Source organism: Pseudomonas sp. S04 (assembly GCF_009834545.1).
Classification (GTDB): domain Bacteria; phylum Pseudomonadota; class Gammaproteobacteria; order Pseudomonadales; family Pseudomonadaceae; genus Aquipseudomonas.
Genome location: NZ_CP019427.1, coordinates 4,153,964 through 4,177,172 on the forward strand (window position 1 = coordinate 4,153,964; position 23,209 = coordinate 4,177,172).

The 23,209-nt window shown below is 61.1% G+C and carries 20 protein-coding genes; 6 read left to right on the forward strand and 14 right to left on the reverse strand.

Annotation, left to right across the window (positions count from 1 at the left end):
* Nucleotides 1–20: 20 nt before the first annotated feature.
* A complete protein-coding gene (gene nagZ, locus PspS04_RS18305) occupies nucleotides 21–1,031 on the reverse strand; it encodes a beta-N-acetylhexosaminidase (protein WP_159997035.1) in 1,011 nt (336 codons plus the stop codon).
* Nucleotides 1,032–1,228: 197 nt separating this feature from the next.
* Nucleotides 1,229–1,936: a TetR/AcrR family transcriptional regulator gene (locus PspS04_RS18310; protein WP_159997037.1), complete on the reverse strand. Its 708-nt coding sequence runs from the start codon at nucleotides 1,934–1,936 to the stop codon at nucleotides 1,229–1,231.
* Between the two features lie 252 nt (nucleotides 1,937–2,188).
* On the opposite strand from PspS04_RS18310, the gene lexA reads away from it, so the two are divergent.
* Together lexA and sulA are read left to right on the forward strand one after the other, a co-directional pair.
* A complete protein-coding gene (gene lexA / locus PspS04_RS18315) occupies nucleotides 2,189–2,797 on the forward strand; it encodes a transcriptional repressor LexA (RefSeq protein ID WP_095165320.1) in 609 nt (202 codons plus the stop codon).
* Nucleotides 2,798–2,807: 10 nt separating this feature from the next.
* Entirely contained in the window at nucleotides 2,808–3,281 is a 474-nt protein-coding gene (gene sulA, locus PspS04_RS18320) for an SOS-induced cell division inhibitor SulA (RefSeq protein ID WP_159997039.1), read from the forward strand.
* Between the two features lie 107 nt (nucleotides 3,282–3,388).
* Here the strand turns inward: sulA and PspS04_RS18325 are convergent, their stop codons facing one another.
* The 7 genes from PspS04_RS18325 to PspS04_RS18355 form a co-directional block, all read right to left on the reverse strand.
* On the reverse strand, nucleotides 3,389–3,622 hold the full coding sequence (locus PspS04_RS18325; RefSeq protein WP_095165324.1) for a hypothetical protein: 234 nt from the start codon (nucleotides 3,620–3,622) through the stop codon (nucleotides 3,389–3,391).
* A 140-nt stretch (nucleotides 3,623–3,762) separates the two neighbouring features.
* A complete protein-coding gene (locus PspS04_RS18330) occupies nucleotides 3,763–4,284 on the reverse strand; it encodes a DUF6586 family protein (protein WP_159997041.1) in 522 nt (173 codons plus the stop codon).
* A gap of 143 nt (nucleotides 4,285–4,427) precedes the next feature.
* Nucleotides 4,428–7,049: a type I DNA topoisomerase gene (gene topA / locus PspS04_RS18335; RefSeq protein WP_095165327.1), complete on the reverse strand. Its 2,622-nt coding sequence runs from the start codon at nucleotides 7,047–7,049 to the stop codon at nucleotides 4,428–4,430.
* Nucleotides 7,050–7,163: 114 nt separating this feature from the next.
* Nucleotides 7,164–7,400: a DUF1653 domain-containing protein gene (locus PspS04_RS18340; protein ID WP_095165329.1), complete on the reverse strand. Its 237-nt coding sequence runs from the start codon at nucleotides 7,398–7,400 to the stop codon at nucleotides 7,164–7,166.
* A 99-nt stretch (nucleotides 7,401–7,499) separates the two neighbouring features.
* Nucleotides 7,500–8,675: an acetyl-CoA C-acyltransferase FadA gene (fadA, locus tag PspS04_RS18345; RefSeq protein ID WP_095165331.1), complete on the reverse strand. Its 1,176-nt coding sequence runs from the start codon at nucleotides 8,673–8,675 to the stop codon at nucleotides 7,500–7,502.
* A gap of 31 nt (nucleotides 8,676–8,706) precedes the next feature.
* Nucleotides 8,707–10,854: a fatty acid oxidation complex subunit alpha FadB gene (gene fadB / locus PspS04_RS18350; RefSeq protein ID WP_095165333.1), complete on the reverse strand. Its 2,148-nt coding sequence runs from the start codon at nucleotides 10,852–10,854 to the stop codon at nucleotides 8,707–8,709.
* A 516-nt stretch (nucleotides 10,855–11,370) separates the two neighbouring features.
* Nucleotides 11,371–11,808 carry a hypothetical protein gene (locus tag PspS04_RS18355; protein ID WP_095165335.1) on the reverse strand — a complete coding sequence of 146 codons (438 nt, stop codon included), beginning with the start codon at nucleotides 11,806–11,808 and terminating at the stop codon, nucleotides 11,371–11,373.
* A gap of 104 nt (nucleotides 11,809–11,912) precedes the next feature.
* Here PspS04_RS18355 and PspS04_RS18360 point away from each other — a divergent pair, with 104 nt between their 5' ends.
* Nucleotides 11,913–12,350 carry a universal stress protein gene (locus PspS04_RS18360; RefSeq protein WP_095165337.1) on the forward strand — a complete coding sequence of 146 codons (438 nt, stop codon included), beginning with the start codon at nucleotides 11,913–11,915 and terminating at the stop codon, nucleotides 12,348–12,350.
* Between the two features lie 201 nt (nucleotides 12,351–12,551).
* Here PspS04_RS18360 and PspS04_RS18365 read toward each other — a convergent pair whose 3' ends face one another.
* The gene (locus PspS04_RS18365) at nucleotides 12,552–14,474 is read right to left on the reverse strand and encodes an ATP-binding cassette domain-containing protein (RefSeq protein ID WP_159997043.1); all 1,923 of its coding nucleotides are present in this window, start codon (nucleotides 14,472–14,474) and stop codon (nucleotides 12,552–12,554) included.
* Nucleotides 14,475–14,687: 213 nt separating this feature from the next.
* Between PspS04_RS18365 and PspS04_RS18370 the strand changes: the two genes are divergently transcribed.
* Nucleotides 14,688–16,616, forward strand: coding sequence for a transglycosylase SLT domain-containing protein (locus PspS04_RS18370; RefSeq protein WP_095165339.1), 1,929 nt, complete (start codon nucleotides 14,688–14,690; stop codon nucleotides 16,614–16,616).
* 72 nt (nucleotides 16,617–16,688) lie between these two features.
* On the opposite strand, the gene PspS04_RS18375 is transcribed toward PspS04_RS18370, so the two are convergent.
* Nucleotides 16,689–17,747, reverse strand: coding sequence for a Fic family protein (locus PspS04_RS18375; protein ID WP_159997045.1), 1,059 nt, complete (start codon nucleotides 17,745–17,747; stop codon nucleotides 16,689–16,691).
* 68 nt (nucleotides 17,748–17,815) lie between these two features.
* On the reverse strand, nucleotides 17,816–19,591 hold the full coding sequence (locus PspS04_RS18380) for an ABC transporter transmembrane domain-containing protein (protein ID WP_162530208.1): 1,776 nt from the start codon (nucleotides 19,589–19,591) through the stop codon (nucleotides 17,816–17,818).
* 260 nt (nucleotides 19,592–19,851) lie between these two features.
* On the opposite strand from PspS04_RS18380, the gene PspS04_RS18385 reads away from it, so the two are divergent.
* Nucleotides 19,852–20,031 carry a PA1571 family protein gene (locus PspS04_RS18385; RefSeq protein ID WP_095165344.1) on the forward strand — a complete coding sequence of 60 codons (180 nt, stop codon included), beginning with the start codon at nucleotides 19,852–19,854 and terminating at the stop codon, nucleotides 20,029–20,031.
* 63 nt (nucleotides 20,032–20,094) lie between these two features.
* On the opposite strand, the gene pdxB is transcribed toward PspS04_RS18385, so the two are convergent.
* On the reverse strand, nucleotides 20,095–21,237 hold the full coding sequence (gene pdxB / locus PspS04_RS18390) for a 4-phosphoerythronate dehydrogenase PdxB (RefSeq protein WP_159997049.1): 1,143 nt from the start codon (nucleotides 21,235–21,237) through the stop codon (nucleotides 20,095–20,097).
* 148 nt (nucleotides 21,238–21,385) lie between these two features.
* On the opposite strand from pdxB, the gene PspS04_RS18395 reads away from it, so the two are divergent.
* A complete protein-coding gene (locus PspS04_RS18395; protein WP_159997051.1) occupies nucleotides 21,386–22,801 on the forward strand; it encodes an MATE family efflux transporter in 1,416 nt (471 codons plus the stop codon).
* Between the two features lie 76 nt (nucleotides 22,802–22,877).
* Here the strand turns inward: PspS04_RS18395 and tusA are convergent, their stop codons facing one another.
* Nucleotides 22,878–23,120: a sulfurtransferase TusA gene (gene tusA, locus PspS04_RS18400; protein WP_174244624.1), complete on the reverse strand. Its 243-nt coding sequence runs from the start codon at nucleotides 23,118–23,120 to the stop codon at nucleotides 22,878–22,880.
* Nucleotides 23,121–23,209: the final 89 nt, after the last annotated feature.

The window sequence follows — 23,209 nt, forward strand, 5'->3', positions numbered from 1 at the left end:
CGGTAAGCGCAACCAAGCCCTCAATCGATCAACTGCGCATCCCTGAGCGCACCCAACGCCGCCAACCAGCGCGGGTCCTGGCGATAGTCGGTGCTGGCGAACGCCTGGCCGCGCATCCGCGCGATACGCGCAGACGGCTTGACCTTCAAGCGTTGCGCCGCGGTCAGTGCCAGCTCGGCTGCTGCCCGGTCATTGCATACCAGGCCCATGTCGCAACCGGCAGTCAGCGCCGCCTCGATGCGACTGGCGGCATCTCCCACCACGTGAGCTCCAGCCATTGACAGGTCGTCACTGAAAATCACCCCATCAAACTGCAACTCGCCACGCAGGATGTCTTGCAGCCAGCGCCGCGAGAAACCTGCGGGTTGCGAATCGACCTGCGGGTAAATGACGTGGGCCGGCATCACCGCCGCCAGCTGTTTGCTCAAGCGGGCGAACGGCACCAGGTCGTGGGCGCGGATCTGCTCCAGGCTGCGCTCATCATTAGGGATCGCCACGTGGGAATCCGCCTCGGCCCAGCCATGTCCCGGGAAGTGCTTGCCGGTGGCGGCCATGCCAGCCTGGTTCATGCCACGCATGAACGCGCCGGCGAGCAACGCCGCGCGCTCGGGATCACCCTCGAAGGAGCGCGTGCCGACCACCGCACTGCGCTGATAGTCCAGGTCCAGCACCGGGGCAAAGCTCAGGTCCAGGCCCACGGCCAGCACTTCGGTAGCCATGATCCAGCCACACTGCTCGGCCAGGTACTCGGCGTTGGGGTTATCGGCAATCGCCCGCATCGCTGGTAGCCGGACAAAACCCTGGCGCAGACGCTGCACCCGACCACCCTCCTGATCCACTGCCAGCAACAGGTCGGGACGCACGGCGCGGATCGACGCGCTCAACTCGCGCACCTGGCGTGGATGCTCGATATTGCGGGCAAAAATGATCAGGCCACCCACCTCGGGCTGACGCAACAGTTGGCGATCTTCAGCCGTCAGCCAGGTACCGGCGACGTCCACCATCAACGAGCCTTGCAGGCCAGCAGTCATAAAAATTCCTTGATCTGGAAATGCGCGCGCGGCGCGTCTTGAAAGTCCCGAGCCCAACGCAGCCACGCAGCTTCGGCGCCACAGGCGATGCCCGGCAAAATGAGCGCGGTCGGGGAAACAGGGGACAGGGTTGAAACGGCAGTCGGCATGGGCGGCTAGCTTAGCGGATGTCCGCTGCCGCGCCCAGCCATACGCGGCTAAACCCTGGCGGCGGCCGGTACCGACTTGCTGCGTGGGCGCAGTTGCGCGGCAGCCATGCTGGCGTCGGTGACGCCGGTTTCGGCGCGCATACCTGCGGCCAGGAACGGCACCATCAGGCGCATCACCTGTTCGATCGAGGTATTGACGCCGAAATCGGTCTCGGCGATCGCACGCAGGGCCTTGATCCCGGACATGCTGAACGCCGCGGCCCCCAGCATGAAGTGCACCCGCCAGAACAGCTCGATAGGCGGAATACGCGGGGCGGCTTCGTTGACCAGCGTCATGTAGCGGCGGAACACCTTGCCGTACATATCTTCCAGGTAACGCCGCAAGTGCCCCTGGCTCTGGCTGAAGGCCAGGCCGAGCAAGCGCATGAAGATCGACAGGTCATTGCCGCTGCGTGGCTGGACCACCAGGGCTTGTTCGACGAGGATTTCCAGCAGTTCTTCCAGGCTCGGCTTGTTGTCCGGCTTGGCGGAACGCCGCTCCAGCTCACGATCGAGGCTGGTGCAGAACGGCCCGAGAAAACGCGAGAAGACTGCCTGGATCAAGGCCTTCTTGGAGCCGAAATGATAGTTCACCGCAGCCAGGTTGACCCCGGCCTTGCTGGTGATCAACCGCAATGAAGTTTCGGCAAAACCTTTTTCCGCGAACAACTGCTCGGCAGCATCGAGAATGCGTTCTACGGTTTCCGACTGGGCCATGGCTACTCCGCCTGACAAACACTTGTTTGAAACATACGTTTCAGCCTGTGTATTGTCAAGTCTGCCCGTCCGTTTTGGGAATGCTCAGTCAGCTATTTAACCATACAAGCTGCTGGCTGTAGCCAGTCCTACAACACCGGCAGCAGCGAACTGCCGGCCGACCGTCCGGCGGTCACCGCAAAAAGGAGGATTGCCAAGATCATTCCACTGTATATAATCCCAGTCACTGTATAAAAAGACAGAGCGATCGAGATGCTAAAACTGACGCCACGCCAAGCTGAGATTCTGGCTTTTATCAAACGTTGCCTCGAAGACAACGGTTATCCGCCAACCCGCGCGGAAATCGCCTTGGAACTCGGCTTCAAATCGCCCAATGCGGCGGAAGAACACCTCAAGGCCCTTGCCCGCAAGGGCGCTATCGAAATGACCCCCGGCGCATCGCGCGGCATTCGTATTCCTGGTTTCGAGGCCAAGGCCGACGAATCCACTCTGCCGATCATTGGCCGGGTCGCCGCCGGTGCACCAATCCTCGCCCAGCAGCACATCGAAGAATCCTGCAACATCAACCCGGCCTTCTTTCATCCGCGCGCCGACTACCTGTTGCGCGTACACGGCATGAGCATGAAGGACGTCGGGATACTCGACGGCGACCTGCTGGCCGTCCACACCACTCGCGAGGCCCGCAACGGCCAGATTGTCGTCGCACGCATTGGCGATGAAGTCACCGTCAAACGCTTCAAGCGTGATGGCAGCAAGGTCTGGCTGATGGCCGAAAACCCCGAGTTCGCCCCGATCGAAGTGAACCTGAAAGATCAGGACCTGGTGATCGAAGGCTTGAGTGTCGGCGTCATTCGCCGATAAAGGAGGCGTTATGCAGTTCCCACACACACCACAGCCCGCCCAACTGCCGTTGTTCGAAGCGTTCATGGCCCAGCCACTGGCGCCGATCCTCAAAGACGTGGTCGAGGCGCCCTGGAGCGCCGAACCTGAAGCATTCAGCGAGCTGTCTCTACGTGGTGCGGCCGGGAACTGCCTGAGCCTCCTGGCGCCGATCCTCAGGGAGTTGAGCCAGGACCAGGACGCCCGCTGGCTGACCCTTATCGCCCCTCCAGCCAGCCTGACCCAAGCCTGGCTGCGCGATGCAGGCCTGAACCGCGAGCGCATTCTCCTGCTCCACCCACGCGGCACGCAAAGCGCCCAGCAACTGGCCTGCGAAGCCCTGCGCCTGGGCCGCAGCCACACCGTTGTCAGCTGGCTGAACCCGCTGAACAGCAGCGCGCGGCAACAGTTGATCGGCGCCGCACGTATCGGCGATGCACAAAGTCTGAATATTCGATTGGGCTAAGTAGCAGCCAGGGCGCACGCGTTAGACGCAGGGCTTCTCCAGGGCAGAGAAGCCAATCTGTAACGAAGATCTGTAAGGATACTTACGAAAAAAGCCGACAGACGGAATCAATGCAGAATCCGCGGCCCCTCTTCCTTTTCAAAATCGCCTTCAACCAGGCGCCCAGCCATCTGCACACCCACGCTCAACATCGCCTTGGCGACTTCAACGTGCTGGCCTTGCAGGAACGCCTTGGCATCTTCCGAGAAGTCCAGCGTCACTAGGGAACCCTCGTCCTCAGCCCTGCGCAGTTCAATTCGGCCGTCTGGCAGTTCGACAATTTCTAGAAAGGACGTTGGCATAAAGGTCTGTTCTCCACGAAAGGCGGGGATTATATAGGCATCGGTGATGCTTCGCTCAGGATCTTGACCGACAGCATGTAACCGAAACCCTTGTTTGAGATCATCCCTGACCCTTGCTGCTCAGCTTCCTGCCGGATGTTTCAGCACTCGTTCAAGCCTTCACGGAAACGCAGTGCCAGGCTCTTGAGGTTCTGGCGCCAGCTTTCCAGTTCTTCCCTGCTCAGCTCCTCTTCAGGCTCCTCATCGAGACTCACCGCCACGATCAGCGGTTGCGTCACGTCGCCCTTGGGCTTGTGCGGTGCACGAGGCGGCTGAAAAAGCGCGGTGTGGGCCGCCAACAGCTTGGCCAGCCAGGTTTCACGATTGCGGGCCAGCTCGACCATTTCCGCCAGCTCTGGGATGGCCAGGGTCTCGAGCACCTCAGGGGTCAGCAAGAGCTCCGCCCGAGGTGCATTGGCCTGCGGCAGGCGGTAGAACCCGGCGATCTCATGGCACAGCCCCAGCAACGCGCCGTACAAGTGAAACAGCGCTGACTCGCGCCCGGCCTGGATCAGCGCCGGGGAATTCATCGCCCGCCCGTCTTCCGCTCGGGCCAGGGCCTCTAGCGACAAGCCGGCGAAGTAGATTTTCTGGTTGGTGCGGGTATAGAGCTCAAAGGCCATGACGGCAGTCTCCACAACGAAATAGGACGCGTAATGCTGGCCTGACAGTGTCACGGATCAGACAAGGCATCCGCAAGCCCAAAACAAAGGCCGCATGCTCACCCGAGGGTAGGCATGCGGCCTGCTTGTAACGCGCTGCCGGCTTACTTGGCTACGCGCTTGTCTTCAACCACCCATTTGCCGCCGTCGTAGAAGGCCTTCCAACCGGTAGGCTTGCCCTCGACTTCAGTCTGCACGTACTGCTCCTTGGTCTTGCGGCTGTAGCGAATCACGGCTGGCAGGCCATCCGGATCCTTCTTCGGCGCTTCACAAAGGAAGTGGTACTTGGGATCGATCTCGTCCTTGTGGGGCACGATCTCGATCACCAGCGGGGCACGGGTCTCGCGGTTTTTCGGGAACTGGCTGGCCGCCAGGAACAGGCCGGAAGCACCGTCGCGCAGGATGTAGGTGTCGTTGACCTTCTCGCACTTGAGCTCGGGCATCTTCACCGGGTCCATCTTCGGCGGCGCTGCGTCACCGCTTTTCAGCAGTTTGCGGGTGTTCTTGCAGGTGGCGTTGGTGCAACCGAAGAACTTGCCGAAACGGCCGGTCTTGAGCTGCATTTCGCTGCCACACTTATCGCATTCCAGGCTAGGGCCTTCGTAGCCCTTGATCCGGTAGCTGCCCTGCTCGATCTCGTAGCCATCGCAATCGGGGTTGTTCCCGCAGATGTGCAGCTTGCGCTTCTCATCCAGCAGGTAAGCATCCATCGCGGTGCTGCAGATCGGGCAACGGTGCTTGCCACGCAGCACCAGGGACTCCGACTCGCCCTCGTCGTCCGCGGCGATTTCATCGCCCGGCACCAGGTTGACGGTGGCCTTGCAGCGTTCTTTCGGCGGCAGGCTGTAGCCCGAGCATCCGAGGAACACGCCGGTCGACGCGGTACGGATCTGCATCGGGCGACCGCAGGTCACGCACGGGATATCGGTCATTACCGGCTGGTTGGCCCGCATGCCGTGCTCCGGACTCTCGGCCACTTCGAGCTTCTTCTTGAAGTCGCCGTAGAACTCGTCCAGCACGCTTTTCCAGTCACGCTCGCCCTGGGCGACGTCATCGAGGTTCTCTTCCATGCCGGCGGTAAAGCCGTAGTCCATGAGGTTGGAGAAGCTCTCGGACAGACGCTCGGTGACGATGTCACCCATTTTTTCCGAATAGAAACGACGGTTGTGCAGCGCGACGTAGCCACGGTCCTGGATGGTCGAAATGATTGCCGCATAGGTCGACGGACGACCGATACCGCGTTTTTCCATTTCCTTGACCAGGCTCGCTTCCGAGTAGCGCGCCGGCGGCTTGGTGAAGTGCTGGCTGGGATCAAGCTTGATCAGCTTCAGCACATCGCCCTGGGCCATGTCCGGCAGCACATCATCGTCGCCCGGCTTGGCCATTTGCGGCATCACGCGGGTATAGCCGTCGAACTTCAGGATACGGCCCTTGGCACGCAGCTCGAAGCCACTGGCAGCGACGCTGACGGTGGTCGACAGGTATTTGGCCGGCAGCATCTGGCAGGCGACGAATTGGCGCCAGATCAGCTCGTAGAGACGCTCAGCATCACGTTCCATGCCCGACAGCTTGCTTGGATCGGTATTCACGTCGGAAGGACGAATCGCTTCGTGAGCCTCCTGGGCGCCTTCCTTGCTGCTGTAGACATTCGGAGTTTCCGGCAGGTACTTGCCGCCGAACTCGCCTTCGATATAAGTGCGCGCCATCGCCACGGCATCGGCCGAGAGGTTGGTCGAGTCGGTACGCATATAAGTGATGTAGCCGGCTTCGTACAGACGCTGGGCCATCATCATGGTTTTCTTCACACCGAAGCCCAGGCGGTTACTGGCGGCCTGCTGCAGGGTGGAGGTGATGAACGGGGCCGACGGCTTGCTGCTGGTCGGCTTGTCTTCACGCTTGGCAATGGTGTAGCTGGACGACTTGAGCTTTTCCAGGGCCGCCATGGCCTGGGCTTCGTTGAGCGGCTTGAAGGCTTCACCGTTTTCACGGGCCACTTCAAAACGCACGTTGGCGCCCTTGGCGGTGCCGAGGTCAGCGTGGACTTCCCAGTACTCTTCGGGGTTGAACGCACGAATCTCGCGCTCACGCTCCACCACCAGCTTCACGGCAACCGACTGGACACGGCCGGCCGACAGGCCACGGGCGATCTTCGACCACAGCAGCGGCGAGACCATGTAGCCCACTACGCGGTCGAGGAAGCGCCGTGCTTGCTGGGCGTTGACCCGGTCGATATCCAGCTCGCCTGGCTGGGAGAAGGCTTCCTGGATCGCCTTCTTGGTGATTTCGTTGAACACCACGCGCTTGTAGCGGCTGTCATCCCCACCGATGGCTTCGCGCAGGTGCCAGGCAATGGCTTCCCCTTCGCGGTCCAAGTCCGTTGCGAGATAGATGGTGTCGGCGTCCTTGGCGAGCCGACGCAGTTCTTCGATGACCTTTTCCTTGCCCGGGAGGATCTCGTACTTGGCTTTCCAGCCGTGGTCCGGATCGACACCCATGCGCGCAACCAGTTGCTTGCGCGCTTTTTCCTTAGGCGACAGCGCCGGCACTTCACCAGCAGCGGCCTTGCCGCGCTTGGCGGCTGGCTCTTTGCTGGCGCTAGCCGAACCGCTGGTGGGCAGGTCTCGGATATGGCCGATACTCGACTTCACCACGTATTGGTTGCCCAGATACTTGTTGATGGTCTTGGCCTTAGCCGGGGATTCCACAATGACCAGCGATTTGCCCATGGATCAGAAAATTCCTGAATTCGAGAAGTGAAAGGCGGTTGGCGCCTGACGCGGCACCGCTATATATAGTGGCAACAAGGTGAGGTCAAGCGCAGGGTTCTGCGCGACTTGCGCTTATGGCCGGGAAAAAAGGCTGGGTTCGGCCTGCACCAAAGCAAAGCGCGGGACCTGCTCGCCGTCAACTTCGACCGACTCCAGGAACATGCTCAAAGGGCGCACCCAAAAGCCGTAATCGCCATACAGGGCTTGGTAGAAGACCACTTCTTCTTCGGTTTCGGAGTGCCGTGCAACGTTGAAAACACGGTACTGCGGACCTTTGTAATGCTGGTAGAGCCCGGGTTGGATCGGCATGCTCTGGGCCTCGTTCAAATACGTCGAAATAAAAAACAAAAAAATCTTCAGAAAAACAAAAACCGGGGCACTTGGCCCCGGCTTCCGTCAACGCAACGCTTAAACGCGTTCGAAGACGGTGGCAATGCCCTGGCCGAGGCCAATGCACATGGTCGATACACCGAAGGTGCCGCCATTCTGCTTCATGACATTGAGCAGGGTGCCGGAGATACGTGCACCGGAACAACCGAATGGGTGACCCAGGGCGATCGCGCCGCCGTGCAGGTTAACCTTCTCGTTCATCTTGTCGAGCACTTTCAAATCTTTCAGCACCGGCAGGGCCTGTGCAGCGAAAGCTTCGTTGAGTTCGAAGAAGTCGATGTCGGAGATGCTCAGACCCGCGCGCTTCAGTGCTTTTTGTGTCGCCGGTACTGGACCATAGCCCATGATCGCCGGATCCACACCCGCCACTGCCATCGAACGGATCACCGCCATTGGCTGGATACCCAGGTCCTGGGCACGCTGCGCCGACATCACGATCATGCACGAAGCACCATCGGTGATCTGCGACGAAGTACCGGCGGTCACGGTGCCGCCCTTTGGATTGAACGCTGGCTTCAGAGCCGCCAGGCTTTCCAGGGTGGTTTCCGGACGAATGGTTTCGTCGTAGTCGAACAGTTTCAGGAAACCGTTCTCGTCGTAGCCCTGCATCGGGATGATTTCGTCCTTGAACTTGCCTTCCACGGTCGCCTTGTGGGCGAGTTGGTGGGAGCGCACGCCGAAGGCATCCTGCTGCTCACGGGTAATGCCGTGCATCTTGCCCAGCATTTCCGCGGTCAGGCCCATCATGCCCGAGGCTTTCGCCGCGTACAGCGACATGTGCGGGTTCGGATCGACACCGTGCATCATGCTCACGTGACCCATATGCTCGACGCCGCCGACGACAAATACGTCACCGTTGCCGGTCATGATTGCTTGCGCGGCAGTGTGCAGCGCACTCATCGACGAGCCACACAGGCGGCTGACGGTCTGGCCGGCAGCTGTGTGCGGGATCTGCGTCATCAGGGACGCCATGCGGGCGATGTTCCAGCCCTGCTCCAGGGTCTGGTTGACGCAGCCCCAGATCACGTCCTCGACTTCGCTCGGATCGACCTTGACGTTGCGTTCCAGCAGTTTGCTGATCAGGTGCGCCGACATGTCTTCAGCGCGGGTGTTGCGGTGCATGCCGCCCTTGGAGCGGCCCATCGGAGTACGACCGAAGTCGACAATCACGACGTCTCTAGGATTCAAGCTCATAAAATTTCACTCTCGCTCAAAAGTTGGACGCTTAACCGAAGAACCGCTGGCCAGTCTTGGCCATCTCACGCAGTTTTGCGGTCGGGTGGTACAGCGCGCCCAAATCAGCGTACTGGTCAGCCAGGGCAACGAACTCGGCAACACCGAGCGAATCGATGTAGCGCAGTGCGCCGCCACGGAATGGAGGGAAACCAATACCGTAGACCAGACCCATGTCGGCTTCGGCAGCAGTCTCGACAATGCCGTCTTCCAGGCAACGCACGGTTTCCAGGCACAGCGGGATCATCATCCAGTTGATGATGTCTTCGTCAGTGACTTCGCGCTGCTCGTAAACGATTGGCTTGAGCACTTCCAGTACCGACGGGTCGGCCACTTTCTTCTGCTTGCCGCGCTTGTCGGTCTCGTAGGCGTAGAAGCCCTTGCCGTTCTTCTGGCCCAGGCGCTTGGCTTCGTAGAGCACGTCAACGGCCGAACGACGGTCGTCTTTCATGCGGTCCGGGAAGCCTTCAGCCATCACATCACGACCGTGGTGACCGGTGTCGATGCCGACCACGTCCATCAGGTACGCCGGGCCCATCGGCCAGCCGAATTTTTCCATGATCTTGTCGATGCGCACGAAGTCCACACCGGCGCTGACCAGCTTGGCGAAACCGCCGAAGTACGGGAACAGCACGCGGTTGACCAAGAAGCCCGGGCAGTCGTTGACCACGATCGGGTTCTTGCCCATTTTCTTGGCGTAGGCAACGGTGGTGGCCACCGCCAGCTCGCTGGACTTCTCGCCACGGATCACTTCCACCAGCGGCATCATGTGCACCGGGTTGAAGAAGTGCATGCCGACGAAGTTTTCCGGACGCTTGAGGGCCTTGGCCAGCAGGCTGATGGAAATGGTCGAGGTGTTGGACGCGAGGATGGTGTCCTCTTTGACCTGGTCTTCGACTTCAGCCAGCACGGCTTGCTTGACCTTCGGGTTCTCGACCACGGCTTCAACCACCAGATCGACGTGACCGAAGTCGCCGTAGGACAAGGTAGGACGAATACCGTTGAGCACTTCAGCCATTTTCGCGGCGGTCATGCGACCTTTATCAACGCGGCCCACCAGCAGCTTGGCGGCTTCTGCCAGGCCCTGCTCGATACCGTGCTCATTGATGTCTTTCATCAGGATCGGCGTGCCTTTGGACGCCGACTGATACGCGATACCGCCACCCATGATACCGGCGCCCAATACGGCAGCCTGCTTCACGTCCTTGGCGATTTCGTCGTAGGCCTTGGCCTTTTTCTTCAGCTCCTGATCGTTCAGGAACAGACCGATCAAGCTCTGCGCAGCAGAGGTCTTGGCCAGTTTGACGAAACCGGCAGCTTCGATTTCCAGGGCCTTGTCGCGACCGAAGTTCGCGGCCTTCTGGATGGTCTTGATCGCTTCAACCGGCGCCGGGTAGTTCGGGCCCGCTTGACCGGCGACAAAACCCTTGGCGGTTTCGAACGCCATCATTTGCTCAATGGCGTTGAGCTTGAGCTTTTCCAGCTTCGGCTGACGCTTGGCCTTGTAGTCGAACTCGCCGGAAATGGCGCGCTTGATCAGTTCCAGCGCAGCTTCCTGCAGTTTGTCGGCTTCAACCACCGCATCCACCGCACCGACTTTCAGTGCGTCTTCAGGACGGTTTTCCTTGCCGGCGGCAATCCACTCGATGGCGTTGTCGGCACCGATGATGCGCGGCAGGCGCACGGTACCGCCGAAGCCCGGGTAGATGCCCAGCTTGACTTCCGGCAGACCGATCTTGGCCTTGGTGGACATGACGCGGTAATCCGCCGCCAGGCACATTTCCAGGCCGCCACCCAGCGCGATGCCATTGATCGCGGCGACGGTTGGCACGTTGAGGTCTTCGAAATCGCTGAAAATCTTGTTGGCTTCGAGGTTGCCAGCAACCAGCTCGGCATCCGGCAGCTTGAAGTTGTCGACGAACTCAGTGATGTCGGCGCCGACGATGAACACGTCTTTACCGCTGCTGACGATCACGCCCTTGACCGACGCATCTGCCTTGATGGCGTCCACGGCCTGACGCAGTTCGTTCAGGGTTAGACGGTTGAACTTGTTGACGGACTCACCCTTGAGGTCGAACTTCAGTTCGACGATGCCACTTTCAAGAGCCTTAACCGTGATGGCTTTACCTTCGTAAATCATCAACTGATCTCCACGATATGGAAGCTGAACAGTACACGTCGGACGCTGATGTCCTGGCTGGGCATAGACGCTACTGTCGATGCTAACGCCATTCCACCAGGCACACCCGCCAACGCGATAGTCGGGATTCTGTAGGAGCGTTCTGACATACAAACGCTCAATTCATACGCCCGTTTGATTTGGGTACGCCACCTTCACGGAATTTCCGACAATTGTCAATCGCCCAAAACGTTGGTTTAAACGCGACTTTGCGGTCATTTCCGTACCACGAAGACCAGCAACACGCGGCTGCATGTACTGTCATTCATAGAATCAATATTTAGAATCGTCGCCCTAATCTGCGGCAGGCGTTGCTTTAGCAGCTACGCTGGCAGGGGCGATAGAGGAAAAATCAGCGCGCCGGGAGGGAAACCGAGCGCAGGATCAGTACGACAGAAAATTTCCGGCCTGCCTGGCCAACTCCAGCCCGATGCTGATTGTCGGGCTTTTTATTGCCGATCATTAAACGCGCCGTGCTCAGGCGAGCGCCTTGAGGGTGGCATCGATCTGCTGCAGTACCTGGGATTCGCCCTTCTCACCCCAATACAAGGTGATCATCTGCTTGTCCGCCTCGACCTTGTACACGTTGCCTGGCAACTTTTCGAAATGAATCAGCAAGGCCGGATCCTCGCAGGGCTCCTGCCACTGATTGACCCACTGCCCAGGAGTTTTCTGCCAGTAGCTCCAGCACGCCGGCCGAGTACCCCGGCGCGGCCGATGGTACTGCGCGCACGGGCTAGGGGGCTCCGGTTGCAGCCAGTGCGGCCACTCCTGCGGCGCCAGTTGCATGGCCAGGCCGATGCGTCGCGCCTCCATGCGCAAGGCCATCCTGCCGCCCTGGCGACGCGACGGCGCGAGCCATGCCAGGGGGCTGAGCATTACCGCAAGGATTGACACCACTATCCAGACCGTCATATCTGTACTCCCGATTCTTGATGGGCGCATTGATCTCTGTCGAAACCAATACGCTTGAAACCAGCCATACTTACCCTTATCGCAATCCTCAGGAGGTGCACCCCATGCCCTACCACCATATTCTGGTCGCCGTCGATCTAACCGAAGAATGCGATCCGGTGATTCACCGCGCTCGCGAGCTGGCAGTGGGCAACAGCGCCAAACTGTCCCTGGTGCACATCGTCGAACCAATGGCCATGGCCTTTGGTGGTGACGTGCCGATGGACCTGTCGCAACTGCAACAACAGCAGTTCGACCAGGCCAAGGAACGCCTCGAGCGCCTGATCCTCAAGTATCCGGAACTGACCAAGGACTGCAGCCACCTGACCTACGGCCAGCCGCGCCAGGAAATCCACCATTTCGCCAAGGAACAGGCGTGCGACCTGATCGTGGTTGGCAGCCATGGTCGCCACGGCCTGGCATTGCTACTGGGTTCCACCGCCAACGACGTACTGCACGGCGCGCCGTGCGATGTGCTGGCGGTACGCCTGGTCAAAAGCTGACACGCCCCCTGTAGGAGCGAGCTTGCTCGCGATGGTCGTCAACGATGACGCGTCAAGCCTGATTCAGCGCGGCGTCCTTACGTCCTTCGCGAGCAAGCCGCAAGCGGGCGCCCGCCCCTACAGAGGAGCGCTTCGATCCTGCTGCATACAAAAAGCCCGGCACTCATCACTGAGCGCCGGGCTTTTTTATCGCAGGATCACTCAGGCATCCAGCTCGGCCCAACGCTCGACCATGACTTCCAGCTCAGCCTGCAACTGCTCCAGCTGGGCAATCACGGCCGCTGTCTCGGCAGCGGGACGCTGATAGAAACTGGCGTCGGCCATTTGCGCTTCAACTGCCGCGATCTGCTGCTCCATGGCTTCGATCTGCCCCGGCAGGGCTTCGAGCTCACGCTGCAACTTGTAGCTGAGCTTCTTCTTGGCCGCTGGAGCTTCCACCGCTGCCGCTGCCGCTGCCGCAGGCGCCGCAGCGACCACGGCCGAGTTCAGGTCAGCCTTGCCGGATTTGCTCTCGGTCACGCCCAGCAGACGTGGCGAGCCACCCTGGCGCAGCCAGTCCTGGTATCCGCCAACATATTCACGCACCTTGCCTTCACCTTCGAAGACCAGGGTGCTGGTCACCACGTTGTCGAGGAATGCCCGGTCGTGACTGACCATCAGCACGGTGCCATTGAAGGTCAGCAGGACCTCTTCCAGCAGTTCGAGGGTTTCCACGTCCAGGTCGTTGGTCGGTTCGTCGAGCACCAGCAGGTTGGCTGGTTTGCTGAACAACTTGGCCAGCAACAGACGGGCACGCTCGCCCCCGGACAGCGCCTTGACCGGCGTGCGGGCACGCTGCGGGCTGAACAGGAAGTCGCCGAGGTAGCTCAGCACGTGGCGGCTCTGACCGTCGATATCGATGAAATCGCGACCTTCGGCGACGTTGTCGATCACCGTCTTTTCCAGGTCCAACTGGTGACGCAACTGGTCAAAGTAGGCCACGTCGATGCGCGTACCCTCTTCCACTTTGCCGCTGGTCGGTTGCAGACCGTTGAGCATCAGCTTGAGCAAGGTGGTCTTGCCGGTACCGTTGGCGCCGAGCAGGCCGATACGGTCGCCGCGCGTCAGGACCATCGAGAAATCCTTGATCAGGAACGGGCCACCCGGGTGAGCAAAACTCACGTTCTCGAGGACCATCACCTGCTTGCCGGATTTGTCAGCGGTGTCCAGCTGGATGTTCGCCTTGCCGGTACGCTCACGACGCTCGCTGCGCTCAACACGCAGGGCCTTGAGGGCACGCACGCGGCCTTCGTTACGGGTGCGACGGGCCTTGATGCCCTGGCGGATCCAGACTTCTTCCTGGGCCAGCTTTTTGTCGAACAGCGCGTTGGCGGTCTCTTCGGCCGCCAGCGTGGCTTCCTTGTGCACCAGGAAGCTGGCGTAGTCGCCGTTCCAGTCGATCAGCCCGCCGCGATCCAGTTCGAGGATGCGGGTGGCAAGGTTCTGCAGGAATGAACGGTCGTGCGTGATGAACAGCACGGCGCCCTGGAAATCCTTCAGGGCTTCTTCAAGCCAGGCAATCGCACCGATGTCCAGGTGGTTGGTTGGTTCGTCGAGTAGCAGCAGGTCCGGCTCGGAAACCAGGGCCTGCGCCAGCAGGACGCGACGACGCCAGCCGCCGGACAATTCGGCGAGGGTCTTGTCGGCAGGCAATTGCAGACGGCTCAGGGTGCTGTCGACCAATTGCTGCAAGCGCCAGCCGTCACGGGCTTCGAGGTCGTGCTGGACGTGCATCAGCTTGTCCAGGTCGGCATCGGTAACGATGTTCTGGCTCAGGTGATGGTACTGCGCGAGCAGTTCGCCAACACCGTCCAGGCCTTCGGCGACCACGTCGAACACGGTCCGCTCGTCGGCCACCGGCAATTCTTGCGGCAATTCGCCGATCTTGAGGCCAGGTGCGCGCCAGACGGAGCCGTCATCGGGCTTCTGATCGCCCTTGACCAGCTTCATCATGCTGGACTTGCCTGTGCCGTTGCGGCCGATGATGCACACCCGCTCACCACGGGCGATCTGCCAGGACACCTTGTCCAACAACGGCATAGAGCCGAAAGCAAGGGACACATCGCTGAATTTGAGCAGGGTCATGAGCTTCTCCAAAAACTGGGCGCGCATTCTACCTGACTTGAGGCGTCAGAAGGCTGGCATTTTCACTGTAGGAGCACTCTGCACATTAATTGTTGCGAACTTGTGCCGGCGGGCCGGCAAAGCTTTCACCCGTTGCTGGCAAAAGGCTAAGCTACAGATAATCAGTGCTGGCACCTGCTGGCACTTGTCATGATTTCTCTGCCCGGATGTCTCATGCGCAGTCGCCTCTTCAGCTTTTTATCCTGTCTGCTTCTTTCTGCCACAGCCGTTCAATCCGCCCAGGCAGTGGACCTGTCCACCCAACGCCAGTATTACGATGAAGCCAAGCGCGCCCTGGCCAAGGGTGACACTGGCCCGTACTTTCGCTACAGCCAGGCCCTCGCCGACTACCCGCTGGAGCCCTACCTGGCGTATGACGAGCTGACCGCCCGCCTGAAAAGCGCGAGCAACGCCGAAATCGAGAAATTCCTCGCCGAACACGGCGACCTGCCCCAGGCCAACTGGATGAAGCTGCGCTGGTTGCGCTGGCTGGCCGATCGCGGGGACTGGGCGACCTTCCAGAAATACTACGACCCCAAGCTCAACTTCACCGAGCTGGACTGTCTCAACGCGCAGTACCAGATCAGCCACAACCTCAAGGCTGAAGGCTACGCCAACACCGAAAAACTCTGGTTGACCGGCAAATCCCAGCCGGCCGCATGCGACGCCCTGTTCGGCATGTGGGCGGCCCAAGGCCAACTCACCGAACAGAAACGCTGGGAACGCGCCAAGCTGGCCGCCCAGGCGCGCAACTACGCGCTGGCCAACAGCCTGGTCAGCAGCATGACCACCTTGGCACCCCGCGGCCGCCTACTGGTGGACGTGGCGCAGAAACCCGAACTGCTGAACCAGCCATCGCGCTTCACCCCGGCGGATGAGCCCATGGCCGATGTGGTCAGCCTGGGCCTGCGTCGCCTGGCCCGCCAGGACCCGGAAAAGGCCATGGCCCTGCTCGATGGTTATGCCGCCAGCATGCATTTTTCCCGCGATGAAAAAGTCGCGATTGCCCGCGAGATCGGCCTGACCCTGGCCCGCCGCTTCGACAGCCGCGCCCTGGACGTGATGACCAAATACGACCCGGAACTGCGCGACAACACCGTGTCCGAATGGCGCCTGCGCCTGCTGTTGCGCCTGGCCCGCTGGGACGACGCCTATCAGCTGACCCGGCGCCTGCCGCAAGACCTGGCCACCACCAATCGCTGGCGCTACTGGCAGGCCCGCAGCCTGGAACTGGCACAACCGCAGAACCCGGAAGCGCAGACCCTGTACCGCAACCTCGCCCGTGAGCGGGACTTCTACGGCTTCCTCGCCGCCGACCGCTCGCAGTCTGCGTATTCGCTGAACAACAAGCCCCTGGTGATGAGCCAGGCCTTGATCAACAAAGTGCGCAACACCCCCGGCGTGCGCCGCGCCCTGGAATTCCATGCCCGCGGGCAGATCGTCGACGGCCGCCGCGAGTGGTACCACGTCAGTCGCCACTTCAACCGGGACGAAATGGTCGCCCAGGCCAAGCTGGCCTACGACTTGAAATGGTACTTCCCGGCCATCCGCACCATCAGCCAGGCGCAGTACTGGGACGACCTGGACATCCGTTTCCCGATGGCCCACCGCAACACCCTGGTCCGCGAAGCCAAGGTGCGTGGCCTGCACTCCAGCTGGGTGTTCGCCATTACCCGCCAGGAAAGCGCCTTCATGGATGACGCCCGCTCCGGCGTCGGCGCCAGCGGCCTGATGCAGTTGATGCCCGGTACCGCCAAGGAAACCGCGCGCAAATTCAACATCCCCCTGGCCTCACCCCAGCAAGTGCTGAACCCGGACACCAACATCCAGCTCGGCGCCGCGTACCTGAGCCAGGTCCACAGCCAGTTCAACGGCAACCGGGTACTCGCTTCTGCCGCCTACAACGCCGGCCCCGGCCGCGTGCGCCAATGGCTGCGTGGCGCCGACCACCTGAGCTTCGACGTCTGGGTAGAAAGCATCCCGTTCGACGAAACCCGCCAGTATGTGCAGAACGTGCTGTCTTATTCGGTGATCTACGGGCAGAAGCTCAACTCTCCCCAGCCGCTGGTGGATTGGCATGAGCGCTATTTTGACGATCAGTAACCTTCCTAACTGAAACAAAAAATGCCCGCATCATTGGATGCGGGCATTTTTTTGTACTTCGATAAACGCGCCTCACCGACCCCGTGCAACAGAACCAGAGCGTGCCGCGACCCTCTCGCCAAGCTCTGTCAGGCGATACCTTTGAGCAGGGTTGTTGGGCGAGTCCGGCTGAGTCATCTCGATCAAACCTGCCATCAATGCGGGCTTGAGGTAGTTAGCCCGGAATGTCGCTTTATGCGTCAATCCAACCTCAGCCATCAGTTCACTGATCTTCAGCGCTCCTGCCCCCGCCAGCACGCCCAGCAGCCTGGCCACTTGGTCGGTTACTGGGTCGGTGACTAGGTCGGTTACTGGGTCGGTTACTGGGTCGTTCAGGACGGCCTCGGCCAAGGCCAGGCTCAAAGACTGCAACATGAACTCGACAAAAGGTGTCGATTCGGCCATCCGATCGGCGGCGGACAAGGCCGCGTAATAAGCATCCTGTTGCTCGCGAATGACCGCATCGACCGGCAGATAGGCCAGCACCGGCCGCCAATGACTGAGAATCAGGGTCTGCCACAGCCGCCCCATGCGTCCATTGCCGTCAGCGAAGGGATGAATGAATTCGAATTCGTAGTGAAAGACACAGCTGAGGATCAGCGGATGCCAATCGCTGGCATCCAGCCAGGCCAGCAAGTCATCGATCAGGGTTGCCACACGACTTGGTGGTGGAGCCATATGAACCAGTTGCTCGCCTCGGTAAATACCGACTCCCTCGCGGCGGAACCGACCACAGTCGTCGATCAAGCCCTGCATCAACAACTGGTGCGCCGACAGCAGATCGGTCCGACTGCTGGCACGCCACTGCGGCATGGACTCATAGGTCGCAAACGCGTTGCGCACCTCCTGAATCTCCCTGGGTAACCCCAGCACTCGCTGCCCCGCCAGTACCGCCGTCACCTGCGCGACGCTGAGGGAATTGTTTTCGATGGCCAACGAAGCCTGAATAGTGCGGATCCGGTTCCCGCGACGCAGTTGAGGTGTTTGCCGAGCTTCGTCCACTGCCGAAAGCTGACCGATCTGCTCGCTGATTTCAGCGATCAGCGTCAGAATTCTGGTGTTCAGGGTCAACGGGGGTTGATAGCGGCTCATTGGCGGATCCAGGTATTTCCTTGAGCCCGACATAATGCCCGAAGGCGGATGCATTCAGCAGCCTTCATTCATGACACCTCATGCCCATCACTGAACTGCAACGCCGCCAGCCGCGCGTACAACGCGTTACTGCCGATCAGTTGCTGATGGGTGCCCACCGCCACCAGCTTGCCTTGGTCCATCACGGCGATCCGGTCGGCGTTTTTCACCGTGGCCAGCCGATGGGCGATGACCAGCGTGGTGCGGTTTTTCATCAGACTGGGCAGGGCTTGCTGGATCAAGTGTTCGCTCTGCGCATCGAGGGCGCTGGTGGCCTCGTCCAGCAGCAGGATCGGTGCGTCCACCAGCAAGGCGCGGGCGATGGCCAGGCGTTGCCGCTGACCACCGGAAAGCCCCAACCCGCCATCACCCAGGTGGGTCTGGTAGCCGGCGGGCATCTGCTCGATAAACTCGTGGGCGTAGGCAATCCGCGCGGCCTCCTGGACCTGCGCCAGGGTCGCCTCGGGCTTGCCATAACGAATGTTCTCTTCAATGCTGCCAAAAAACAGCGCCGGGGTTTGTGAGACCAGGGCGAAGCAGCGCCGCAGATCCTGCGGGTCGAGCCGGGTCAGGTCGACGCCATCCAGCAGGATCTGCCCCTGCAGCGGATCGTAGAAGCGCAGCAGCAGGTCATACACCGTCGACTTGCCCGCCCCCGAAGGCCCGACCAGCGCCAGGGTTTCGCCGGCGTTGATCCGCAGGCTCAAACCGTCGACGGCAAAGCTTTGCGGGCGCGACGGGTAGCTAAAGCGCACCTCCTGCAGTTGCAACTCACCGCGAACCCGCTCGGGCAAGGTCACCTGGCCACTGCGTGGCGGCTGGATGATGTTTTCCGAACGCAGCAACTCGGCAATCCGCTCGGCCGCACCGGCAGCCCGCTGCAATTCGCCAATTACCTCGCTCAGGGTGCCAAAGGCACCGCCGACGATCAGGCTGTAGAACACGAACGCCGCCAGTTCCCCAGCGCTGATGCGACCGGCGATCACGTCCATGCCACCGACCCAGAGCATGACCCCGACTGCGCCGAGCACCAGGATGATCACCAACGTGATCAGCCAGGCACGCTGCAGAATGCGTTTGCGCGCGGTGTCGAACGCCTGCTCCACCGTGGCCGCGAAACGCTGCTCGTCCTGGGCCTGGTGGTTGTAGGCCTGGACGGTCTTGATCTGGCCCAGGGTCTCAGCGACATAGCTGCCGACATCCGCTATCCGGTCCTGGCTCAGGCGCGACAGGCTGCGTACGCGCCGGCCGAAAATCAGGATCGGCGCCAGCACCAGCGGCAGCGCCACCACCACAATGCTGGTCAACTTGGGGTTGGTGATGAACAGCAGCACGATGCCGCCGATCACCATCAAGGCATTGCGCAAGAACAGCGACAGCGACGAACCGATCACCGATTGCAGCAAGGTGGTATCGGCGGTCAGGCGCGACTGGATCTCGGAACTGCGGTTGTCCTCGTAAAACCCGGGATGCAGGTAGATCAGGTGGTTGAACACCTGCCGACGGATGTCCGCCACGCAGCGCTCGCCAATCCACGACACCAGGTAAAAGCGGGTGAAGGTGCCGATCGCCAGACCCACTACCAGCAGCAGGAACAGGCCGATGCTCTGGTTGAGCAGGTGCGGTGACTGGGTCATGAAGCCCTGGTCCACCAACAACCGAATGCCCTGCCCCATGGACAGGGTAATGCCGGCAGTGACGATCAGCGCCAGCAAGGCACCTAACGCCTGCCAGCGATAGGGCGCAATAAAACGCAGGGACAAACGAATCGCGCGACGGTGGCGGGCTGACAGCATCAGGATCATCCAAAAGGGCCAACTGAAAGAATTAACGCGGGCCAGCGTACACCGGTCAATTCAAGGGAACTTGGGTAAATCGTAATCAGTCGGATTGAATATGACCTGTAACAATAGAGCCTAGATGCTATCGGTCTAAAGTCCGGCTGGAAGTTGAAGAGTATTTCTGGTGGAGTGGAGATACCGCCTGATCGGCCTGTGTAGAGCTGTCACAGCGTGGTCACCTGGCGGATCTAGAGTAAGCGCACAACCTGATGAGGAGACAGGCCATGTCCTTGCAACACAGCAGCGATGACAAGATTCAAGTGATCCGCACGCAGCCGCACCAGTCTCTAGGGTGCGCCATTATTGACGCCCAAGGCCGCGAAGTACCGATCACTGAAGACATGATCCAGAGCGCATGCCGCGAGCTGGAACAGCGATTGGTCAAGCCTGCCGAACAAAAGTGACATATAGCCTGATGTCTTCGAACCCGGCCCGCCTAGGCCGGGTTTTTTATCGCCGCGATTACGCTATACCGCCTGCGCACCCAAGGCTGCCACGATCTGTCGCAACTCAGGCGCCTGACCCTCGATCTGCACGCGCAGCCCGTCAATCTCACGGCGCTGCGGGTAGTGCTTGCGCAACAGGTCAAATGCCGTGCGCTGCTCAGCGCCGCTGACCACCAGGCTGCGACGAAAATCCGCATCGTCGCGACGCGGGTCGTACACCCCACGGCAGAGCATCGCCAAGGCCCAAGCCGGATCACTGCTGGCGCTCAGGCTGACCTGCGCCAGCCAGGGGGCAGGTAGCAGCTGGTCCAGCGACACAGTCGCAGGCTGGCCAAGGAACTGGCACAACGCCTGATAGATCTGCGCAGTGCCACGCTGTTTGCCATCGAGGCTGTAGCCGGCGATATGCGGGGTGGCAATCACGCACAGTTCGGCGAGGGCGATATCGACACTCGGCTCGCCTTCCCAGACGTCCAGTACCGCTTGCAGGTCTTCGCGCTCCAGCAGCACTTCACGCAGTGCCTGGTTGTCCACCACCGGGCCGCGACTGGCATTGATCAGCCAGGCACCCGGCTTGAGTTGCTCCAGGCGCTGGCGATCAAACAGGTGCCGGGTCGATTGCTCGCCGGACGAGGTCAAAGGAGTGTGCAGGCTGATCACGTCGCATTGCGCGATGATTTGCTCAAGGCTGGCGTAATCGCCTCCTTCGCTTGCCTGGCGCGGCGGGTCGCAGACCAGCACCTTCCAGCCCAGGCCTTGCAGCACCTTGACCAGCCGCCCACCCACTTCGCCAGCCCCGACCACCCCATAGGTGCGCTCGGCCAGTGCTACGCCTTCGATCTCGGCGAGGGTCAGCAAGCTACCCAGCACATAGTCGACCACCCCACGGGCATTGCAGCCCGGGGCGCTGGACCAACCGATATTGGCCTCGGCAAAGTAATCGAGGTCCAGGTGATCGGTGCCAATGGTGCAGGTGCCGACAAACCGCACCTTGCTGCCTTGCAGCAGGTCGCGACTGACGTTGGTCACCGAGCGCACCAGCAGCACATCGGCCTGCTCGACAGTGGCGCGATCAATGGAGCGGCCCGGCACGCGGCGGATTTCGCCGAAACCTTCGAAGAAGGCATCGAGCAGCGGAATATTTTCGTCAGCAACAATCAGCATGGCAGGCTCCTTTGGCGGACCGGCAGTGTAGCTCAGCTCCCGCCAGAGGCGGCGATTACAAATCCGCAACACTGGAGTTTTCCTGACTGCTGCGTCAGGGCGTAGAATGCGCCGCCTTGCGCATCAAAACCCTTTGGACGCTTCGCCTGTGAACTCCGTGACTGACAGCACCGCCGCTACTGCCCCGCCCCGCACAACCCCGGTTCGCCTGGAGCTCAAAGGCCTGCTGGGCCTGGCCCTGCCGATCATGGTCGCGCAACTGGCCACTACCGCCATGGGGTTTGTCGATGCAGTGATGGCCGGCCGGGTCAGCCCACGGGACCTGGCGGCAGTGGCCCTGGGCAACTCGATCTGGATTCCGGTGTACCTGTTGATGACCGGCGTCCTGCTGGCCACCACGCCCAAGGTCGCCCAGCGTTTTGGCGCCGGACAATTCGAGCAGATCGGCCCACTGACCCGCCAGGCCCTGTGGCTGGCGCTGGTCGTCGGCCTGCTGGGCAGCGGCCTGTTGCTCAGCGCCGAGCCGATCCTGCACTGGATGAAAGTCGACCCGCTGCTGATCGACCCGAGCATGGGCTACCTGCAGGGCATCGCCTTCGGTTTTCCGGGTATCGCCTTCTACTACGTACTGCGCTGCTACAGCGACGGCATGGGTCGTACCCGCCCGAGCATGGCCATCGGCCTGAGCGGCCTGCTGCTCAACATCCCGCTCAACTATGCGCTGATCTACGGCCACTTCGGCCTGCCGGCCATGGGCGGCGTTGGCTGCGGCTGGGCCAGTGGCATTGTGATGTGGTTCATGGCCTTGAGCATGGCCGGCTGGACCCGCTGGGCGCCCTTCTATGCCCGCACCCGGGTGCTGGTGCGGATCGATTGGCCGCAGTGGGCAGTGATCAAGCGCCTGATCGGCATCGGCCTGCCGATCGGCATCGCGGTATTCGCCGAATCGAGCATCTTCGCGGTCATCGCCCTGCTGATCGGCAGCCTCGGCTCGACCGTGGTGGCCGGGCACCAGATCGCGCTGAACATCAGCTCGCTGCTGTTCATGATTCCCTACTCGCTGGGCATGGCGGTCACGGTTCGGGTCGGCCAGGCACTGGGTGCCGGCAATCCCTACCAGGCGCGTTTCGCGGCGAAGGTCGGGCTGGGTGCAGCCCTGGTGTTCGCGGCATTCTCGGCGAGCCTGATCCTGCTGCTGCGCGAACCCATCGCCTCGATCTACACCCCTGACCAGAGCGTGATCCAGATCGCCTCGATGCTGATCGTGTATGCCGCGCTGTACCAGTTCTCCGATGCGATCCAGGTGATCTGCGCCGGTGCGCTACGAGGCTATCAGGACACCCGGGTGACGATGATCCTGACCCTGTTCGCCTATTGGGGCATCGGCCTGCCGGTGGGTTACGTACTGGGACTGACCGACTGGTTCGGCCCCGCCAGCGGCCCGAGCGGGTTGTGGGAAGGGCTGATTGCCGGCCTGAGCTGCGCAGCGCTGATGCTGTCGATCCGCCTGGTGCGCAGTGCCCGCAAGCGGATTCGTATTCACCAGCGCACCCCGGCCGTGTAGGAGCGGGTGCCCGCTTGCGGCTTGCTCGCGATGGACGTCAACGCAATCGCGTACTAGTGGCTGCCCCTAACGCCGATCAACCGGACTTCTTGCGAATCCAGTACAGGTAGGTGCCGCCATCCTCATGTTGACCGACCAGCTCATGGTCGAGAAACACGCAGAACTTGGGAATGTCGCGACGGGTCGAAGGGTCCGTGGCGATCACCTTGAGCAGGCCGCCCGGGACCAGGTCGCGAATGTGTTGGTGCAGCATCATCACCGGTTCCGGACAGTTCAGGCCGGTGGCGTCAAGGGTGCCGTCAACCGGCGTATGGATCAATTCACTCATGTCTGACTCCTGAAACGTGCCGGCATTGTCGCGCAAAGCCGGGGGCCCCGTCAGCTATGGCATAACACCATTACTGTGGC

Bases quoted from the DNA above. Each gene is read 5' to 3' on its own strand.
- PspS04_RS18310 (WP_159997037.1), bottom strand. From the start codon at position 1,936: ATGGCCCAGTCGGAAACCGTAGAACGCATTCTCGATGCTGCCGAGCAG.
- PspS04_RS18340 (WP_095165329.1), bottom strand. From the start codon at position 7,400: ATGCCGATCCAACCCGGGCTCTACCAGCATTACAAAGGTCCGCAGTAC.
- PspS04_RS18360 (WP_095165337.1), top strand. From the start codon at position 11,913: ATGCCCTACCACCATATTCTGGTCGCCGTCGATCTAACCGAAGAATGC.
- PspS04_RS18325 (WP_095165324.1), bottom strand. From the start codon at position 3,622: ATGCCAACGTCCTTTCTAGAAATTGTCGAACTGCCAGACGGCCGAATT.
- topA (WP_095165327.1), bottom strand. From the start codon at position 7,049: ATGGGCAAATCGCTGGTCATTGTGGAATCCCCGGCTAAGGCCAAGACC.
- fadB (WP_095165333.1), bottom strand. From the start codon at position 10,854: ATGATTTACGAAGGTAAAGCCATCACGGTTAAGGCTCTTGAAAGTGGC.
- fadA (WP_095165331.1), bottom strand. From the start codon at position 8,675: ATGAGCTTGAATCCTAGAGACGTCGTGATTGTCGACTTCGGTCGTACT.
- PspS04_RS18375 (WP_159997045.1), bottom strand. From the start codon at position 17,747: ATGAGCCGCTATCAACCCCCGTTGACCCTGAACACCAGAATTCTGACG.
- PspS04_RS18380 (WP_162530208.1), bottom strand. From the start codon at position 19,591: ATGATCCTGATGCTGTCAGCCCGCCACCGTCGCGCGATTCGTTTGTCC.
- PspS04_RS18330 (WP_159997041.1), bottom strand. From the start codon at position 4,284: ATGGCCTTTGAGCTCTATACCCGCACCAACCAGAAAATCTACTTCGCC.
- sulA (WP_159997039.1), top strand. From the start codon at position 2,808: ATGCAGTTCCCACACACACCACAGCCCGCCCAACTGCCGTTGTTCGAA.
- PspS04_RS18355 (WP_095165335.1), bottom strand. From the start codon at position 11,808: ATGACGGTCTGGATAGTGGTGTCAATCCTTGCGGTAATGCTCAGCCCC.
- nagZ (WP_159997035.1), bottom strand. From the start codon at position 1,031: ATGACTGCTGGCCTGCAAGGCTCGTTGATGGTGGACGTCGCCGGTACC.
- PspS04_RS18370 (WP_095165339.1), top strand. From the start codon at position 14,688: ATGCGCAGTCGCCTCTTCAGCTTTTTATCCTGTCTGCTTCTTTCTGCC.
- lexA (WP_095165320.1), top strand. From the start codon at position 2,189: ATGCTAAAACTGACGCCACGCCAAGCTGAGATTCTGGCTTTTATCAAA.
- pdxB (WP_159997049.1), bottom strand. From the start codon at position 21,237: ATGCTGATTGTTGCTGACGAAAATATTCCGCTGCTCGATGCCTTCTTC.
- PspS04_RS18365 (WP_159997043.1), bottom strand. From the start codon at position 14,474: ATGACCCTGCTCAAATTCAGCGATGTGTCCCTTGCTTTCGGCTCTATG.
- PspS04_RS18385 (WP_095165344.1), top strand. From the start codon at position 19,852: ATGTCCTTGCAACACAGCAGCGATGACAAGATTCAAGTGATCCGCACG.